The 16,220-nt window shown below is 67.9% G+C and carries 17 protein-coding genes; 6 read left to right on the top strand and 11 right to left on the bottom strand.

What is annotated here, in order from left to right:
* Window positions 1–19: 19 nt before the first annotated feature.
* A complete protein-coding gene (locus OHA10_RS20535; RefSeq protein WP_371407845.1) occupies window positions 20–397 on the top strand; it encodes an ester cyclase in 378 nt (125 codons plus the stop codon).
* Window positions 397–1,821: an MFS transporter gene (locus OHA10_RS20540; protein WP_371407846.1), complete on the top strand. Its 1,425-nt coding sequence runs from the start codon at window positions 397–399 to the stop codon at window positions 1,819–1,821. Before OHA10_RS20535 ends, OHA10_RS20540 begins: the two co-directional genes overlap by 1 nt.
* On the opposite strand, the gene gndA is transcribed toward OHA10_RS20540, so the two are convergent.
* Complete coding sequence (gene gndA / locus OHA10_RS20545; RefSeq protein WP_371407847.1) at window positions 1,749–3,188, bottom strand: NADP-dependent phosphogluconate dehydrogenase; 1,440 nt, start codon at window positions 3,186–3,188, stop codon at window positions 1,749–1,751. The two genes, OHA10_RS20540 and gndA, sit on opposite strands and share 73 nt — an antisense overlap.
* Before the next feature lie 97 nt (window positions 3,189–3,285).
* Here gndA and OHA10_RS20550 point away from each other — a divergent pair, with 97 nt between their 5' ends.
* On the top strand, window positions 3,286–3,807 hold the full coding sequence (locus tag OHA10_RS20550; RefSeq protein ID WP_371407848.1) for an isochorismatase family protein: 522 nt from the start codon (window positions 3,286–3,288) through the stop codon (window positions 3,805–3,807).
* A gap of 31 nt (window positions 3,808–3,838) precedes the next feature.
* On the opposite strand, the gene OHA10_RS20555 is transcribed toward OHA10_RS20550, so the two are convergent.
* Genes OHA10_RS20555 through tyrS form a run of 3 tightly spaced genes read right to left on the bottom strand, consistent with a single transcriptional unit; the run spans window position 3,839 to window position 7,040 of the window.
* Window positions 3,839–4,660: an NAD(P)H-binding protein gene (locus OHA10_RS20555; RefSeq protein ID WP_371407849.1), complete on the bottom strand. Its 822-nt coding sequence runs from the start codon at window positions 4,658–4,660 to the stop codon at window positions 3,839–3,841.
* A gap of 3 nt (window positions 4,661–4,663) precedes the next feature.
* Window positions 4,664–5,842: an aminoglycoside phosphotransferase family protein gene (locus OHA10_RS20560; RefSeq protein ID WP_371407850.1), complete on the bottom strand. Its 1,179-nt coding sequence runs from the start codon at window positions 5,840–5,842 to the stop codon at window positions 4,664–4,666.
* A gap of 4 nt (window positions 5,843–5,846) precedes the next feature.
* Entirely contained in the window at window positions 5,847–7,040 is a 1,194-nt protein-coding gene (gene tyrS, locus OHA10_RS20565) for a tyrosine--tRNA ligase (RefSeq protein WP_371407851.1), read from the bottom strand.
* Window positions 7,041–7,240: 200 nt separating this feature from the next.
* Here tyrS and idi point away from each other — a divergent pair, with 200 nt between their 5' ends.
* A complete protein-coding gene (idi, locus tag OHA10_RS20570; RefSeq protein WP_371407852.1) occupies window positions 7,241–7,798 on the top strand; it encodes an isopentenyl-diphosphate Delta-isomerase in 558 nt (185 codons plus the stop codon).
* Here idi and OHA10_RS20575 read toward each other — a convergent pair.
* Complete coding sequence (locus tag OHA10_RS20575; protein WP_371407853.1) at window positions 7,775–8,647, bottom strand: NAD(P)/FAD-dependent oxidoreductase; 873 nt, start codon at window positions 8,645–8,647, stop codon at window positions 7,775–7,777. The genes idi and OHA10_RS20575 overlap by 24 nt on opposite strands.
* Before the next feature lie 80 nt (window positions 8,648–8,727).
* Between OHA10_RS20575 and OHA10_RS20580 the strand changes: the two genes are divergently transcribed.
* Complete coding sequence (locus OHA10_RS20580) at window positions 8,728–9,636, top strand: GNAT family N-acetyltransferase (protein WP_371407854.1); 909 nt, start codon at window positions 8,728–8,730, stop codon at window positions 9,634–9,636.
* Here OHA10_RS20580 and OHA10_RS20585 read toward each other — a convergent pair.
* On the bottom strand, window positions 9,601–10,623 hold the full coding sequence (locus OHA10_RS20585) for a 2-dehydropantoate 2-reductase (protein ID WP_371407855.1): 1,023 nt from the start codon (window positions 10,621–10,623) through the stop codon (window positions 9,601–9,603). The two genes, OHA10_RS20580 and OHA10_RS20585, sit on opposite strands and share 36 nt — an antisense overlap.
* Complete coding sequence (locus OHA10_RS20590; RefSeq protein ID WP_371407856.1) at window positions 10,620–11,084, bottom strand: MarR family winged helix-turn-helix transcriptional regulator; 465 nt, start codon at window positions 11,082–11,084, stop codon at window positions 10,620–10,622. Before OHA10_RS20590 ends, OHA10_RS20585 begins: the two co-directional genes overlap by 4 nt.
* A gap of 58 nt (window positions 11,085–11,142) precedes the next feature.
* On the opposite strand from OHA10_RS20590, the gene OHA10_RS20595 reads away from it, so the two are divergent.
* Window positions 11,143–12,138, top strand: coding sequence for a methyltransferase (locus OHA10_RS20595; RefSeq protein ID WP_371407857.1), 996 nt, complete (start codon window positions 11,143–11,145; stop codon window positions 12,136–12,138).
* Between the two features lie 120 nt (window positions 12,139–12,258).
* Here the strand turns inward: OHA10_RS20595 and OHA10_RS20600 are convergent, their stop codons facing one another.
* Genes OHA10_RS20600 through OHA10_RS20615 form a run of 4 tightly spaced genes read right to left on the bottom strand, consistent with a single transcriptional unit; the run spans window position 12,259 to window position 16,138 of the window.
* Entirely contained in the window at window positions 12,259–13,218 is a 960-nt protein-coding gene (locus tag OHA10_RS20600) for an ABC transporter permease (protein WP_371407858.1), read from the bottom strand.
* 3 nt (window positions 13,219–13,221) lie between these two features.
* Complete coding sequence (locus OHA10_RS20605; protein ID WP_371407859.1) at window positions 13,222–14,148, bottom strand: ABC transporter permease; 927 nt, start codon at window positions 14,146–14,148, stop codon at window positions 13,222–13,224.
* Entirely contained in the window at window positions 14,145–15,161 is a 1,017-nt protein-coding gene (locus OHA10_RS20610; RefSeq protein ID WP_371407860.1) for an ABC transporter ATP-binding protein, read from the bottom strand. The genes OHA10_RS20605 and OHA10_RS20610 overlap by 4 nt, the downstream gene beginning before the upstream one ends.
* A complete protein-coding gene (locus tag OHA10_RS20615; RefSeq protein WP_371407861.1) occupies window positions 15,158–16,138 on the bottom strand; it encodes an ABC transporter ATP-binding protein in 981 nt (326 codons plus the stop codon). Before OHA10_RS20615 ends, OHA10_RS20610 begins: the two co-directional genes overlap by 4 nt.
* Window positions 16,139–16,220 lie beyond the last annotated feature (82 nt).

The following is a 16,220-nucleotide window of genomic DNA, read 5'->3' on the forward strand; positions in this document are numbered from 1 at the left end:
TGTTCACTTAAGGATGACCATGAGCGAACGCAACAAACAAGCCGTCCTCGACTTCTACGAGACCGGCTTGAACCAGAAGAACTTCCACGCCGCGGCCAAGCTGATCGGCGACACCTACACCCAGCACGACCCCCGGATCGCGGACGGCATCGCCGGCTTCGAGGAGTTCGTCGCGACGATCCGCGAGGACTTCCCGGACCTGCGGGCCGAGGTCAAGCACCTCTTCGCGGACGGCGACTACGTGATCGCCCACGTCCACGGCGTACGCGTGCCGGGCCAGGCCGGCACGGCGATCGTCGACATCTTCCGGCTCGACGGGGACGGGCGGATCGTCGAGCACTGGGATGTCATGCAGCAGATTCCGGACACGGCCGCCAACTCGAACGGGATGTTCTAGTGGCAGCCACGGTGGTGCCCGAGGTTGATGTTCGGCGGTGGTGGGCGTTGGGGGCGGTGGCTACGGCTCAGTTGATGGTGGGGATCGACCTGACCATCGTGAATATCGCGCTGCCGTCTGTGCAGCGGGCGTTGGGGATGTCGGATCCGGCGCGGCAGTGGGTGATCACGCTGTTCGCCTTGGGGTACGGCGGTTTGCTGCTGCTCGGTGGACGGATGAGCGACCTGATCGGGCGACGCCGCGCGCTGCTCGTGGGACTGACTGGTTTCGCAGCAGCCTCAGCGCTTGGTGGGGCCGCGACCGGACCGGCAATGCTGCTGACCGGGCGTGCATTGCAAGGAGTCTTCGGCGCGCTGCTGACGCCGGCGGTGCTGGCAACGCTGGCGGCCTCGTTCCCGTTGCCGGCTGAGCGTGGGAAGGCATTCGGGATCTACGGGACGGCGATGGGCAGTGCGTCCGGTCTGGGCGTGCTGGTCGGCGGCGTGCTGACGCAGTACCTGGACTGGAGGTGGTGCATGTTCGTCAACCTCCCGATCGCCGCACTGGCAGCGGGAGGCGTCCTGTACGCCGTACGTCCGGTCCCGCGCGCCAGTGGGGTACGGATCGACCTGATAGGTGCCTTGCTGGCGACTGCTGGGCTGATGGCGGTCGTGTTCGGGTTCGCCCGGGCGGAGTCGGACGGCTGGAGCGCTCCGGCGTCGTACGCCTCGCTAGCAGGTGGAGTGGTGTTGCTGGCGGCGTTCCTGGCGGTGCAGGCGCGATCGAAGTACCCGCTGCTGCCGTTGAGGGTCCTCGCGGATCGCAGGCGAGGTGCTTCGTACCTGGCTGTGTTCAGCCTGGCGATCGGCATGTTCGCCGCGCTGTTCTTCCTGACCTTCTACCTGCAGAACATCCAGCACTACTCGCCGCTGAAAGCCGGTCTGGCCTTCCTGCCGCTGACCGTGGGCCTGATGGTCGGTGTACGCGCAGTGAGTCGACTGCTGGCCAAAGCGTCGGTGCGCTCTCTCATCTGCCCGGGGTTGCTGATCATCGCTGCAGGGCTCGCACTGCTCGGGTTGCTCAGGGCAGACAGCAGTTACTGGCTGCACGTCATGCCGGTGTTCCTGCTGGTCGGTCTGGGGACCGGATGGGTGCTGATAACGGCCAACAGCACCGCGACCCTTGGCGCCGGCCCTGACACTGCGGTGGCCGGCGCCATGGTGATGACCTCTCAGCAGGTCGGCGCATCACTCGGTACGGCGCTGCTGAGCACAGTCGCAGGCACGGTCGCCGCCCACTCCGATGCTGTCCACGGGTTCAACGTGGCGAGCCTCGGAGCGGCCGGCTTCCTGTGCGTCGCGGCGGTAGCGGTCTACTGGGTGCTCTCGGAGCGGTCGCCCGACCACTCCAGGTGGAAGCTGCCCTCACGGTCGACACGCTTGTAGGTGTGCGCCCCGAACAGGTCGCGGAGACCCTGGATCAGAGCGGCCGGCAGTCGCTCGGCCCGCAGGCCGTCGTAGTACGACAGGGCTGCCGAGAATCCCGGAGCCGGTACGCCGACGGTCGCGGCGGCGGCCACCACCCGTCGCCATGCCTCCTGCCCGTTGGCGACTGCTTCCTTGAAGTAGTCGTCGACGAGCAGTGACGGCAGGTCCGGGTTCCGGTCGTACGCCTCCTTGATGCGGTCGAGGAACCGGGCCCGGATGATGCACCCGCCACGCCAGATCGTCGCCATCGCACCGAGGTCGATGTCCCAGTTGTACTCGTCGCTCGCGGCCCGGATCGCGTCGAAGCCCTGCGCGTACGCAACCAGCTTCGACGAGTACAGCGCGTGCCGTACGTCGTCGATGAACGCCTGCCGGTCGACGTCCACCTTGGGGTTGGCGGGCCCCGGCAGTACGCCGGCAGCCGCTTCCCGCCGTACGACGTCACCCGACAGGGACCGGGCGAACACGGCCTCGGCCATGCCGCTGACCGGGATGCCGAGGTCGAGCGAGGACTGTACGGTCCAGCGGCCCGTGCCCTTCTGCTCGGCCTGGTCGAGGACGATGTCGATGAACGCGCCGCCCGTGGTCGGATCGGTCTGGCTGAGCACCTCGGCGGTGATCTCGATCAGGAACGACTCGAGGTCGCCGGTGTTCCAGTCGCGGAACACGTCGGCCAGCTCGGCGGGGGACAGGTCGAGCACGTGGCGGAGCAGGTCGTACGCCTCGGCGATCAGCTGCATGTCGGCGTACTCGATGCCGTTGTGCAGCATCTTCACGAAGTGGCCGGCGCCGTCCGGGCCGACGTGCACGCAGCACGGCTCGCCGTTCACGTGGGCGGAGATCTTGGTCAGCATCGGCTCGAGTGCGGCGTACGACTCCGGCGAACCGCCCGGCATGATGCTCGGGCCGTTCAGTGCCCCCTCCTCGCCGCCGGACACGCCGCTGCCGACGAAGTGCAGACCCTTCTCCTTCAGCGCGCTCTCGCGGCGCCGGGTGTCGAGGAAGTGCGCGTTGCCGGCGTCGACGACGATGTCACCCTCGTCGAGCAGCGGCACCAGTTCGTCGATGACCGCGTCGGTCGGCGCACCGGCCTTGACCATGATGATGATCTTGCGCGGCTGCTCCAGCGACTCGACGAAACCGGCCAGGTCCGTCGACGGGACGAAGTCGCCCTCGGAACCGAACTCCTCGACCAGCGAGTCCGTGCGGGCCTGGGAGCGGTTGTGCAGCGCGACGCTGAACCCGTTGCGCGCGAGGTTCCGGGCCAGGTTGCGGCCCATCACCGCAAGGCCGGTGACACCGATCTGGGCTTTGGCAGAACTCATGGAATCTCCCGCAGTCTCGAGTTGTGTGCGGACCAAGTCTCGCGCGCCCGGCAAGAGACCCGGGCAGCGGGCCCGTACTGGACCTTAGGCTCACCTCGTGAACTCTCTCGAGTCCCGTCGTACTGCGCTCGTCCTGATCGACCTGATGCCGCGGATCATCGCACTGGAGACCGCGCCCCTGAGCGGGCAGGCCGTGCTCGAACGCTCGGTCGAACTGGCCGCGGCGACGCGGGCGGCGGGCGGGCTGGTGGTGAACGTCCGGGTCGAGCGGCCAGGCGTCGACGTACAGCCGGAGGGGAGCGAGTTCGCGGCGGAGGTGGTGCCGCAGCCCGGCGACTTGGAGATCGTCAAGCGCACGATCGGCGCCTTCGGCCGATCCCCTCTCGACGCCGAACTCCAGTCCCGGGGGATCGCCAACGTGGCTCTCGCCGGCATCGCGACGAACTTCGGCGTCGAGTCCACCGGGCGAGCGGCGTCGGATCTTGGCTACGAGACGTTCTTCATCACGGACGCTATGACGGGGCTGGATGGGGCGGCACACGAGTTCGCGGTCGCGAACGTGTTCCCACGCGTCGGCGAGGTCTGCACCAGCACCGAGTACTTGAACGCGCTGAAGTAGCCCACCGCACGCTCCGGGGCTGACCGCAGTACTAGACGAAGAGCCCGGCGTTCTCCTGGACCCAGGTTTGTAGGGTGCGGGGTGTTTGGCCGGTGACCTCGGTGACCGTGTTGTTGACGGTGGTTTCGTCGATGGTGGCGTCGCCGAAGAAGGACTCGATGGCTGCGGCATACGGCGCCGGCATCGAGGCGAGCAATGCATCGTGGGTCTCCGACCGACTCATCGGGTACGCCGTCAGCGTCCGCCCGATGCCCTCACCCAGGATCGCGACCTGCTCCACAGGTGTCAGCGCGACCGGACCGGTCAACCGCAGTACTTCGCCATCCGACGACCCCAGCAGAGCCGCGACTGCGACATCCGCGATGTCCCGTGGATGGATCGTCGACACCGGCACGTCCGGGAACTGCACCCGCACCTCGTCACCCGCCCTGAGCTGATCCAGCCAGCGCAAGGTGTTCGACATGAACGAGTTCGGTCGCAGGAAGGTCCAATCCAGTCCAGCAGCCCGGACCGCTTCCTCGGTGGCATGGTGGTACGCCGCGACCGCGTTCGTCAGCTCGCCGTCGAGGGAACTGCTCGACAGCACAACCACCTTCCGAACCCCTGCAGACACAGCATTCGCGAGCAATTCCTCGAGCCGGTCGTACCCGCTCAGCAGGAAGATCCCCGTGACGCCGGTGAGCGCGTCCACGAAGGTGTCCGGCTTGTTCAGGTCGCCGTACACAGGCTCGATGCCGTCCGGCAGCGCGGCTTCGGAGCGGATCAGCGCCCGGCCCGGGATGCCTTGTTCCGCCAGCGATTGCACGACGGCGCCGCCGGCGTTTCCAGTTGCACCCGTAATCAGGATCGTCACCGGTCAACCCTGACACATGCGCAGGGCCGCACGCAGGCAGATGCCGGGGTCGTCCTCGTGGTAGATCCGTTCGTCGGGTTCGATGTTGTCCAGGAAGCGCTGGTACGTCAACGCATACGTCAGCGGCCCAAGCACGCTCAGAGGCCGCAGCGCACGCACCGGGTCACAGCCCGGGAGCTCCTGCCGCCAGGCCTCTGACCAGACCTCCAAAGCGTGCTGACGCTTCTCCTCCGGCAGGAAGTCGAGCAGCCGTCTGATGTCGATCGCCGGATGACCCACGAACGTGTCGGCCCAGTCGACGATCACCCGCTGCGTACCGTCCGACCGCCAGTTGCCCGGATGGAAATCACCGTGCACCAACGTGATCGGCAACCCCGCAGACTCGAGCTCGCCGATGATGTCCGGCAGCCGATCGACAAGCTTGACCAGACCGCTCACCTCGTCGTCGGACAAGGCAACCCGGGGGATCAGCGCGGCGATCGCATCCGGCAGGTCGATCGGCAGAAGCCGAGGTGCGTCGAGATCGTCCACCTCAGCCGCGAGTGTGGCCTGGGCAGCGACCCACCGGCTCACAACGCTTTCGACCGTCGGCCGGTCCGGCTCCCAGCAGTCCGTCCCCGGCGCATGGGCGAGCAGCGACCAGCGGTGTTCGCGAGACGTCGCGAGTACTGCGGGCGCGAGCGTCTCGTCGTACCGCCGCAGGTGATCGATGATGTCCGCGTCGACACTGCAGAACCGGCTGGTGGCCTTCGCCCACGCACCCGGGAACCGGATCAGGCACGAGAGGTTCCACGTCTTCACCTGTACGGCGTTGTGCGGCCCGATCACGCCCTGCGCCCACTCGATCAACCGCGACGGTCCTCCGACCTCGGCCCAGGTCGACCGCAGCGGTTGAGCCGCGACGATCGAATCCCAGTCAGGTAAGGGCGTCTCGTCGAGTACGCCTGGACGCGGCTCGCCCAGCGCCTCGACGTGATACACCGCCCGGCCGCCGCGTCCGATCTCGGCCTCGTCGGCATGCACGAGCCGCAGTACGACGGTCCGAACCCCGAGCAGCTCGTCGAGGTGCCGGGTGATCGCCTCGACCTCCGCCCACCACCCCGGCTCCACGTCGAACGCCGGCGCCCGGCCGACGTACCGGGCGCCGACGCTGACCAATGCCTCCACGGTCTTGAATTCCACCGGCCTACTGTCGCGTGATCCGGTGCCAAGTGCGAGCACCCGACTTCAGGACGACCTCTCCACGCAGGTCGACAGGCGCAGCCGGATCATCCGTCCGTACGCCGTTGATCGTGACCGCACCCTGCCGCAGCAGTCGACGCAGCTCGGAGTTGCTGTCGGCCGGCCGAACCGCGCGCAACAGGTCAAAAGCTGTCTCGACCTCGGAACCCACAACCACACCAGGCATTTCGGAAGGCTGGCCGCGATCCGAGAACGTCTGACGGAAGGCCGCCAACTCGGCGCGAGCCACACCTGCGCCGTGGTACCTCGTGACGACCGCGGCGGCCAGCCGGAGCTTGGCGTCACGGGCCGCCGGACCACCCGAGGCCGCGGAGTCCGCAAGTGCCGCGACCGTCTCGAGAGGCAGCTCGGTGTAGACGCGTGCGTACGGCTCGACCAGTTCGTCCGGGATGCTCATCAGCTTGCCGAACTTGTCCCGCGGACTGTCGGTCAGGCCGATGTAGTTGTTCAGCGACTTGGACTGCTTGGCCCGGCCGTCGATGCCCGGTGTGATCGTCGTCGTGATCACCACCTGCGGCGGCGCACCCAGCCGCTGCTGGAAGTGCCGTCCGAGCTGCTCGTTGAACAGCTGGTCCGACCCGACGATGGTCAGATCACTCTGCATCGCGAAGCTGTCGTATCCCTGCAGCACCGGGTACACCAGCTCGTGTACGGCGATCTCCCGCCCGGCGGCGACCCGATCGCGGAACATGTCCCGGCTCATCAACTGCGCCTGGGTCACCTGTGCGAACAGGCTCAGCAGCTCCGCGACCGGCATCCCGTCGTACCACTCGGAGTTGCGCCGTACCTCGAACACCTCGGGATCGGTGCGCAGAACGAGGGACACCTGCTCCAGGAACGACGCCGCGTTCGCGTCGATCTCCGCAGGCGTGAGGACGGGCCGGGTCTCGGAGCGGCCGGTGGGATCGCCGACGCGGGTGGTGAGATCGCCGAGGAGGAACACGACGCGGTGCCCGAGGTCCTGCAGTTGCCGCATCATCCACAGGTTGACCGCGTGGCCGAGGTGGAGGTCCGGCGCGGTGCAGTCGACGCCGTACTTGATCCGCAACGGGCGACCGGAATCCAGCCGTTCGCGCAGGTCGTCGGCGCCGATGACGGTGTCGGTGGTACGTCGTAATCGATCGATCACAGCATTCATGAGGTTCCTCTCAGGACGAGGCACCCCCGCCAGTGCCTCCGGCAACGGAAGAGGCAGGAACCGGACGGTTCCTGCCTCGGAGGCTCTGGGTGGAGCGAGTGCGGGTACTACCGAATGCCGGCTCCTCCCAGAGCCGGTCGATATGCCACGCTTCGCTTGATCACGGGCTCAGATTAGCAGACCCAACTAAGCTCAACCGCGTGAGTGACGAGCGGGTGGTGCTGGTGGACGAGGGCGGGCGCGCGATCGGGACCGAGGCGAAGGCAACGGTTCACCATGCGGCGACGCCGTTGCATCTCGCGTTCTCCAGTTACGTGATCGACGCGGCCGGCCGGGTGCTGCTGACCCAGAGGGCGTTCGGGAAGCCGACCTGGCCGGGTGTCTGGACCAATAGTTGCTGCGGGCACCCACTTCCGGACGAGCCGGTCGAGCACGCGGTACGGCGGCGGCTGGCCGACGAGCTCGGCATCGTCGCGGAGTCGGTGGAGCTCGTGCTGCCGGAGTTCCGGTACCGCGCCGAGATGCCGACCGGCATCGTCGAGAACGAGATCTGCCCGGTCTACCGGGTGTGGTGGACCGGCGACCCCACGCCGAACCCGGCCGAGGTCGCGGCGTACCGCTGGGTCGAGTGGAACGAACTGCGCGACATCCCCGACCTGTCGCCGTGGTGCCTCCTGCAACTGGACGTGCTCAGCACGCCACCGGCCGACTGGCCGATCGCCGACCCGGCGCGCCTACCACCCGCCGCCCAGGTCTAGCTCCAGAAGATCGTTGTGTACGGCGACTGCCGCCGTACTCGCGTGACCCGCCGCCCCGATCGCGAGCAGCGCCGGGACCGCCGTCGTACCGACCGCGTAGACGCCAGGCACCGTCGTACGCCCGCCCTCGTCCGCCACGACCGCACCGTCGGCAACCTGACAGCCGAGCTGCTCGGCGAGATCGCTCTGCTGGTGCTGCCGTACGACGACGAACAACCGCGCCGGCGCCAGCACCTCGCCGCTCTCGAGCTCGACCCGCGGCGCACTCACCTTCGCCACTCGCTCGGTCCGGACCTTCACCCCGGCGACGGCCAGCCGATCCTGCTGGGCGTCCGTGAGCTCATCGCCGTCGGTACACAGCACGACGTCCTCGCTCCAGCGGCTGAGCAACAACGCCCGCGCGACCGACCGATCCGGCGCACCCCGCATCCCCAGTTGCACCAGCGGCTGATCCCGCACCTCCCACCCGTGACAGTGCGGGCAGGCAACGACAGACCGGCCCCAGCCGTCATCAACCCCCGGCACATCGGGCAACTCGTCCGACAACCCGGTCGCGAGCACGATCGCCCGAACCTGCACCCCGTCGACCACGAACCCGTCGTCGTTCACGGTCACGTCCTCGACGTGCGCGTCCCGGAACTCGATGCCGTACGCCGCGACCTGCTGCCGTCCCGCCGCGAGCAACTCGCCAGGCGCCGGATCCTCGGCGCCCAGATAGTTGTGCACGTGCTCAGCCGGCCGGTTCCGCGGCTGCCCGTCGTCGAAGAGCACCACCCGTCGCCGTGCCCGCCCCAACGTCAACGCCGCCTGCAGCCCCGCCAGGCTCCCACCGATCACCGCTACATCCATCTGATCAATATACGAGAAGATTCGTCTCATACTCTAAAATTGCTGCGCGGTGAGACGACTGCACGCTGCCTAATAGGCGAATGATCGAGATCCGGCCGGTGACGACTGACGCGGACTACGAGGCCTGGCGTCAGGTGCGCATCGCCGTCCTCCCGCACGAGCGGTGTCCGAGCGTGGCCGAGCTGCGCGAGCTGGAGACGCCGGAGCGGCTGCTGGTGCTGGCCGAACTGGACGGCGTGGTCGTGGCCAACGGGCTCGCGGACAGTTCCGACGAGGCCGGGCGTGGGTTCGTGGCGCCACGGGTTCGCCCTGAATCGCGTCGGCGTGGAGTCGGGACGAAGCTGCTCGAGGCGTTGGTGGATCACGCCGGTGCGTTGGGCTTCGAGGTGGTCGGATCAGGCGTCGAGGACGAGGGGTCGTTCGCGTTCGCCCAGCGGTTCGGCTTCGTCGAGACCGGGCGCCAGGTCGAGCAGGTACGCCGGATCGGCGACGAACCGTGGCCGGCGCGGCCGACGGAGTACGAGATCGTGACGGTTGCGGAGCGCCCGGAGTTGTGGGTGACGGCGTACGAGCAGGTCGCGCTGCCGACGTTCCCGGACATGGACACCTCGACGCCGCTCGTCGTATCGGCGGAGGAGTGGGCGACCGAGTGGATCAACGACCCGGCCGCGATGTTCATGGCCGTCGTCGGTGATGACGTGATCGGGGTGGCGGGCTTGATGCTCGACACCGACAAACCGGAACGCGCCGAGGTCGCCTACACCGCCGTACGCCGGGACTGGCGCGGCAAAGCTGTTGCGTCAACGCTGAAGCGGACGAGCATGGCGTGGGCCGCTGAGCACGGGATCAGTGAGGTCTATACCTGGACCCAGCGGGGCAATGCGAACATGCGACGGCTCAACGAGCACCTAGGCTTCAGCTACGGCGCTGTGAGCATCAACGTCCGCGCGAACCTACCGCTGCAGGTCGCCCAGGAGCTCCGCGCCTGACCAGGCCCGCCTGGCCCGGCCGGCGGCCGTCGCGGCCGCTCCGTCACTCTCCGCGGCCCGGATCAGCTCGACCAGCCTGGTGTTGACCGGCGCGGTCCTGCCGAGCGACTCGGCGAGCCGGACGACCTCGCCGTTGAGGTAGTCGATCTCGGTCGGCCGTCCTGCCTCCAGGTCCTCCCACATCGAGGTCCGTGCGAGCGGGTCGATCGCCAGCATCTTGGCCGCCAGCCGGCGGAACAGGAAGTCGGGCAACCGCAGGATCGCCGGGAAGCGGCGCATCGGAACCGCCAGCAGCTGCGCCGGCTCGATCCCGGCCGCTTCGAGGATCCCCAACGTCTCCGCCTGTGCCGCGGCCAGACAGCGGCGGTACGCACGCTGTGACAGCTCATCGCGCAAGGGCAGGTTGGACAGCGCGTTGATCGGGTTGTTCAGGTTCAGCAGCAGCTTCGCCCACTGCACCGGCAGGATGTCGTCATGCTGCGTCAGCGGCAGCCCGGCCCACTGGAACGCCTCGACGTACGGCGCCAGCACGGCATCCCGTTGCACATCAAGCGCGCCCTCGGTGCCTTGGTGGAACACGCCGGCGCCGCGGTTCAGCACGTTGAACGGAACCATCCCTGGCACGACCACCTGCTCGGTCAACCGCGACCGCAGCAGTTCCCCGTTGCGTATGCCGTTCTGGAAACTCATCACCACCGCTCCGGGCTTCAGAACCGGCGCCAACTCGGCAGCCGCGCTGTCGGTGGCGGCCGACTTCACCGTTACGAGGACCAGATCAGCCCCGGCCGCGGCCTCAGGTGTCGTCTCGAAGTCAACCTCGGGCACGCGGAGATCGGCACCCAGATAGTCGGTCAGGTGCAACCCGTGCGCAGCGACCTCCCGAGCCATCCGTTGCCTACCGACGAACGTCACCGCGGTCCCGGAAGCGGCAAGCCGGCCACCCACATAACAGCCGATCCCACCGGCGCCGTACACGACGATCTTCACCGAACCTCCTCGGTCGACCGGAGCTGTGAGCGGTCGGGCAGCTCAGCGGTCTCGCCGGTCAGTATCTGCAGAGTCGCCCACAGTTGGTCGAAGGACTCGCGGCCGAGCCGGGTTTCCCAGTCCTCGAGCAGGTCGCCGATGGCTGCGTGGATCTGCCGCTCCAGCTTGCGTCCGGCGGCCGTCAGCCGGACCCGTTTGGCGCGCGGATCGGCAGGATCGACCTCCCGGACCAGGTAGCCGTGCCGCTCGAGATGCGTCACCAGTTCGTGCATGGACTGCTTCGTCATGCCGGCGTGCGCCGCGAGCTCGGCCGTGTGCGATCCGTCGATCCCGCCGAACCGGAACAGCTGGAGATGTGCCGGTCGCAGCTCCGGGTGGCGCGGGCCGACGGCGTCCAGGACTGCGGCCAGGGCTTGGTCGAACGCGAGCCGAAGCAGACCGAAGTATCGCGGCGTTGACATGAGGGTCAGGCTACCTTACCGTTCTGGTCAGGCAACCTGACCGTATGAAGGGGAGCGGATGACGACGAGCGCGAGACAGCAGGTGATGGGCTTCCTCACCGGTAAATGGATCCCACCGGTGCTGGCGACGCTGGCCGAACTGGGTGTGGCCGACGAACTGGCCGACAAGCCGTTGGCCGTTGCCGAGCTCGCCGGGCGGGTCGGTGCACAGCCGCGTGCCCTGTACCGGCTGCTCCGCGCCGCCGCGAGCGTCGGTGTCTTCGCCGAGGAGGCCGACGGCCGTTTCGCCCTCACCGAGACGGCCGAGTTGCTGCGGTCCGACGTACCAGGGTCGTTGCGGGCCGCGGCGATGATGTTCGGTCTCGAGCCGTTCTGGACGCCGTACGCGCAGCTCACGCACTCGGCCCGCACCGGCGAGCCGGCGTTCGACCAGGTCTACGGACAGAGCATCTATGACCGCTTGGGTGAGCATCCGGACGAGGCGCGGGCCTTCGGTGCCGCGGCCGCCGCGTTCCACGGCCAGGCGATGGTCCCGATCGCGCGCAGCCACGACTTCTCGGCGTACGGCGTGATCGTGGACGTCGGCGGTGGCTCGGGCAGTCTGCTGGCCGAGGTGCTACGGACGGATCCGGATATCCGGGGCGTGTTGTTCGAGTTGCCCGAGGTGCTGCCGGAAGCGTCCGCGCTGCTGGCCAGGGAAGGACTCGCGGACCGGGTGGAGCTCGTCGCGGGGGACTTCTTCGCGGAGGTTCCACCCGGCGACGCGTACCTGATCAAGAGTTGCCTGCACAACTTCGCCGACGAGCAGGTGGTCGAGATCCTCCGGGTGCTCGCGCGGGCAGGCGCTCCGGTGCTGATCGTCGAGACGATGATCCCGCTTGGGAACGGACCGCACTACGGGAAGTTCGACGACATCGAGATGCTGGCGATCGCGGGCGGGGCCGACCGGACCGAGGCGGAGTGGGCGGCCCTTGCCAGGTCCGCGGGCCTGGTGCCGCGGGACGTCGTCCCCTGTGACGAACGCTTCTCCCTGCTGCGCTGCGAACGTACCTAAGGACAGGAGGTGTTCCCTGTGGCTCCGCCTGGCGTCCGCCCAAGACCGCCAGGTAGAGCCAACACCTCCTGTCCTTCGGTACCAACCCCAGGGCGAAACCCGACCAAGGAACCCCGGGAGCTAATGCAGCCGTACGCGTGGATCGAGTACGGCGTACCCGATGTCGACCAGGATGTTCGCCACCACGACCGCCGCCGAGGCGAACAGCACGATGCCGATGATCACCGGTAGGTCCTGCTGGTTGATCGCGACCACGGCGGTCTGACCGAGCCCGGGCAGGCTGAACACGGTCTCCGTGACCACGACCCCGCCGATCAGCTGACCGAGGTCGATGCCGAACTGCGTGATCACCGGCGTCAGCGCACTCCGCAGGCCGTGGACCACGACCACCCGGCTCTCCCGGATGCCCTTCGACCGTGCGGTCCGGATGTAGTCCTCGCCGAGGACGTCCAGCATCGAACCGCGGGTCAGCCGGGTATACGTTGCCGCCAGCAACAAGGCCAGCGCGATCCAGGGCAGCACCAGGTGCTGGAACCACGGTCCGACGCCGCCGGCGATCGGCGAGTAGCCGCCGGCCGGGAACCAGTTGAACCCTGCGAGGGTCAGGCGGAAGTACAGGAAGTACAGCAGCAACAGCCCGAGCAGGAACGACGGGAACGAGTAGAAGAACAGCGCGAACAACGTCAGCCCGCGGTCCGCCAGCGACCGCGGGTGCGTCGCGGAGATCACGCCGTTGAACACACCCAGCAGCAACCACAGCACGGCCGCACCGAGTGCCAGCGACACCGTGATCGGCAGCGCCTGCGCGATGATCTTGGTCACCGGCACCTGGTGGTAGTAGTCGTAGCCGAGGTTGCCCTTCAGCGCGTTGCCGAGGAAGTGCAGGTACTGCTTCCAGACCGGCAGATCGAGACCGAGGCGGTGCTTGATCAGCGCGATCGTCTCCGGCGTCGCCTGCCGGCCGGCCAGCGTCTGCGCAACGTTGCTCGGAGCAACGAAGAACAGACCGAACACCGCGATGCTGATCAGCCACAGGACCAGGATCCCGTGACCGATCCGGCGAATCAGGAACATGGCCATGGTTCAGGTCCGATCTGCGCGGGGGTCGAAGGCGTCCCGGACGCCGTCACCGAACAGGTTGAAGGCGAGCGTCGTGATCAGCAGCGCCAGACCGGGGAACAGGATGAACCACCACGCGGTCGTGTAGTAGTTCTGTGACGCGCTGATCATCCCGCCCCAGTCCGCCGTTGGCGGCGGCAGACCGAGCCCGAGGAACGACAACGTCGCCTGCGTGACGATCACGACCGGGATCAGCAGCGTGGTGTAGACGATCACCGGCGCCATCACGTTCGGCAGGATGTCGACGAACATGATCCGGCCGTCACCCGCCCCGAGCGAACGGGCCGCCTCGACGAACTCACGCTCCCGTAACGACAGCACCTGACCGCGCACGATCCGGGCCACCGAAGCCCAGCTGAAACAGCCGATCACCAGCACCGTGACGGTCAGACTGGGACCCGTCACCGACACCAGCGCGATCGCCACCAGCAGGAACGGAACCGACAGTACGACGTCGATCAGCCGGGCCAGGATGGTGTCGGTGATCCCCCCGAGGAACCCCGCGGCCAGACCCAGGACGACTCCGATGACGACGGTGATCGCCGTCGCGATCACGCCGACCAGCAGCGAGACGCGAGCGCCGTACGCGATCCGGACCAGGATGTCCCGGCCGAGATCGTCGGTCCCGAGCCAGAACGTCCCGTTCGGCCCGCGCGGCAGGCCGTCCGGCGTCAGCCCGATGTCGCGGTACTGCTCGTTCGGCGGATGCCCGGTGATCGCGGTGAACACCGGCGCGAAGATCGCCATCAGCACGATCAGCAGGATCACGACGAGCGAGATCATCGCCACCTTGTCCTTGCGCAGCCGGTGCACGGCAAGGACGAACGGACTGCGGCCCTCGATCGCCTTCGGCTCGTCGAGGACGTCAACCATCTCGATCGCAGCTGTCATGACGCCTTCAGATCAGGTACGGCGGTGGACAGGTCCTCGCCCACCGTCAACGGGTAGAAGCACGCGGTGCGGTGTTGCCAGGAGTCGTCGAGGACGGACTCGAGCGGCGGCTCCTCCGCCGCGCAGTCCAATCGCGCCTTCGGGCACCGCGTGTGGAACCTGCACCCCTCCGGCGGGTTCGTCGCGGAAGGGATGTCGCCGCCGAGGATGATCTGCTCGCGGCTGTCCGCCGTGTCCGGGTCCGCCACCGGCAACGCCGACAGCAGCGCCCGGGTGTACGGATGCCTGGTCTGGCTGAACAGCTCGTCGGTCGGCGCCAGCTCGACGATCTTGCCGAGGTACATCACCGCGATCCGGTCGCTCACGTGCCGGACCACGGACAGGTCGTGCGAGATGAACACGTACGTCAGGTCGAACTCCTGCTGCAGATCCGCCAGCAGGTTGATGATCTGCGCCTGGATCGACACGTCGAGCGCCGACACGGGCTCGTCGCAGATGACCAGCTTCGGCCGCAGCGCGAGTGCCCGCGCCACCCCGATCCGTTGCCGCTGGCCACCACTGAACTCGGCCGGGAACCTGTTGTAGTGCTCGGGGTTCAGCCCGACCAGCTCCATCAGCTCCTGGACCTTCTTCTTCCGCTCGTTGCCCGAGGCGATGTTGTGGATGGCGAACGGGTCGCCGATGATCGAGCCGACCCGGCGGCGCGGGTTCAGCGAGCCGTACGGATCCTGGAAGATGACCTGGACGTCGCGCCGCAACGGCCGCATCGCCTTGCGGGACAGCTTGGTGATGTCCTTGCCCTCGAACGTCACCGAGCCCGACGTCACGTCGTACAGATGGGCCATGCAGCGCGCCAGCGTGGACTTGCCGCAGCCGGTCTCGCCGACCAGACCGAGGGTCTCGCCCTTGTGCACCTCGAGCGACACGCCGGCCACTGCCTGGACCACTTCTTTGGAATGCGTGGGGAAGTCCTTGCGGACGTTCTCCACCTTCAGCAGCACATCCTCGGTCATGAAGCGATCGCCTCGCTGTTCTCGTGCGGCAGCCAGCAGGCCGACTGGTGCCGCGGATCCCGGGCGACGTCGACCAGCGGCGGCGCCTCGGTGCGGCACTTGTCGAACACGTGCGGGCAACGGGCCGCGAACGGGCAGCCCTTGGGCAGACTGATCAGGCTCGGCGGCGTCCCCGGGATCGGGGTCAGCCGGTCACCGCTGCGGGCCGGCAACGACGCCAGCAGGCCCTGGGTGTACGGATGGTGGTTGCGGTAGAAGATGTCCCGCCGCGGCGCCCGTTCCATCACCGCGCCGGCGTACATCACCACGACCTCGTCGGCCATCTCGGCCACCACACCGAGGTCGTGGGTGATCAGGATGATCGCCGTACCGAACTGCTCCTGCAGCCGGCGCATCACGTTCAGCACCTGGGCCTGCACGGTCACGTCGAGCGCGGTGGTCGGCTCGTCCGCGATCAGCAGGGCCGGATCGAGCGCCATCGCCATCGCGATCATCACCCGTTGCCGCATCCCGCCGGAGAACTGGTGCGGATAGTCGTCGATCCGCTCCGCGGCCCGCGGGATACCGACCAGGGTCAGCAGCTCGGCGGCCCGTTTCCGGGCGTCCTGCTTGCTGATCTCGTGGTCGTGCGCCCGGATCATCTCCACGATCTGCCAGCCGATCCGGTACTGCGGATGCAGGCTGGACAACGGATCCTGGAAGATCATCCCGATCTGGGCGCCGCGCAGCCGGCGCAACGTCGACTGGTCCGCGGTGATCAGGTCGGTGCCGTCGAAGAACGCCGTACCGGACACGGTCGCGCCGCGGGTGAGGCCGGTGATGGTCTGGGTGGAGACGCTCTTGCCGGACCCCGACTCGCCCACCACGGCGAGCGTCTGACCGGCTTCGACGTCGTACGACAGGCCCCGGACGGCGCGGACGGTGCCGTCCGGGGTGTCGAAGGAGACCCGAAGATCCCTTACTTCAAGCAGGGCCATGGGGCCTCCCGGCCTGGACTGAGGAGCGGAGGAAGCGAAGCGACTGGAGCGACGAGGGAAGGCCGGGAGTTACAGCCCCATG

This window comes from Kribbella sp. NBC_00662 (genome assembly GCF_041430295.1).
Lineage (GTDB): Bacteria > Actinomycetota > Actinomycetes > Propionibacteriales > Kribbellaceae > Kribbella.

Coding starts and splice junctions, on each gene's coding strand:
- OHA10_RS20590 (WP_371407856.1), bottom strand. CDS start 11,084: ATGTCAACGCCGCGATACTTCGGTCTGCTTCGGCTCGCGTTCGACCAA.
- OHA10_RS20575 (WP_371407853.1), bottom strand. CDS start 8,647: ATGGATGTAGCGGTGATCGGTGGGAGCCTGGCGGGGCTGCAGGCGGCG.
- OHA10_RS20600 (WP_371407858.1), bottom strand. CDS start 13,218: ATGGCCATGTTCCTGATTCGCCGGATCGGTCACGGGATCCTGGTCCTG.
- OHA10_RS20535 (WP_371407845.1), top strand. CDS start 20: ATGAGCGAACGCAACAAACAAGCCGTCCTCGACTTCTACGAGACCGGC.
- OHA10_RS20610 (WP_371407860.1), bottom strand. CDS start 15,161: ATGACCGAGGATGTGCTGCTGAAGGTGGAGAACGTCCGCAAGGACTTC.
- gndA (WP_371407847.1), bottom strand. CDS start 3,188: ATGAGTTCTGCCAAAGCCCAGATCGGTGTCACCGGCCTTGCGGTGATG.
- OHA10_RS20595 (WP_371407857.1), top strand. CDS start 11,143: ATGACGACGAGCGCGAGACAGCAGGTGATGGGCTTCCTCACCGGTAAA.
- OHA10_RS20615 (WP_371407861.1), bottom strand. CDS start 16,138: ATGGCCCTGCTTGAAGTAAGGGATCTTCGGGTCTCCTTCGACACCCCG.
- tyrS (WP_371407851.1), bottom strand. CDS start 7,040: ATGAATGCTGTGATCGATCGATTACGACGTACCACCGACACCGTCATC.
- OHA10_RS20605 (WP_371407859.1), bottom strand. CDS start 14,148: ATGACAGCTGCGATCGAGATGGTTGACGTCCTCGACGAGCCGAAGGCG.
- OHA10_RS20580 (WP_371407854.1), top strand. CDS start 8,728: ATGATCGAGATCCGGCCGGTGACGACTGACGCGGACTACGAGGCCTGG.